At 66.1% G+C, this 876-nt stretch carries 1 protein-coding gene; it reads left to right on the top strand.

The features are described from left to right. Positions 1-836 (top strand): IS3 family transposase (locus ABN028_RS35190; RefSeq protein ID WP_349699669.1); only part of this gene is annotated, 836 nt, incomplete at its 5' end. Between the last annotated feature and the right edge of the window lie 40 nt (positions 837-876).

Raw genomic sequence — 876 nt, forward strand, 5'->3', positions numbered from 1 at the left:
GTCCCTCGACCTACTACGAGTGGATCGACAAGAAGTCCACGCGACGCGAACTGCGCGACGAGGAGATCACCCAGCTGATCCTCCAGATGCGGGCGCGCAACAAGCTCAACGCACGGCTGGGGTCGCGGAAGATGTGGATCAAACTCCGCGGCGCCGGCCACGACGTCGCCCGCTGCACCATCGAGCGGCTCTACCGCGCCAACGGTTGGGAAGGCGCCCGCTACGGCTCGCGGCACAAGACCACCCAGGCCGATGGGAGCCACGACCGGCACCCTGATCTGGTCGACCGCGACTTTGCCCCGACGGCGCCGAACCGCTTGTGGGTCGCGGACTTCACGTATGTGCCGACGTGGAACGGGATGGTCTACGTGGCGTTCGTGATCGACGCCTTCGCACGCCGGGTGATCGGCTGGCGCGCCGCCAGGTCAATGACCACCGCCTTGGTTCTCGACGCGCTCGAGCACGCGTTCTTCACCCGCGGCCAGGAAGGCGTCACCGACCTGACCGGCCTCGTGTCGCACTCGGACGCGGGCAGTCAATACACGTCCGTGGCGTTCACCACCAGGTTGATCGAGGCCGGCGTCGATCCGTCCGTCGGATCGGTCGGCGACGCGCTGGACAACGCCCTTGCGGAGACCACCGTCGGGTCGTTCAAGAACGAGCTGATCTGGCGCGAAGGACCATGGCGCGACGTCGACCACGTCGAGATCGAGACCCTGACCTGGGTCGACTGGTTCAACACCGAGAGGCCCCACGAGTACCTCGACGACCTCACTCCAGCCAGGGCCGAGGAACTGCACTACATTCACAGAAGCACACCGACAACCGTCGGGTGACTCAGGAAACCGAGTCCCCGGACACGCCGGGAGGTCTCAG

Origin of the sequence: Actinopolymorpha sp. B17G11 (genome assembly GCF_040196095.1) — a bacterium.
GTDB lineage: Bacteria > Actinomycetota > Actinomycetes > Propionibacteriales > Actinopolymorphaceae > Thermasporomyces.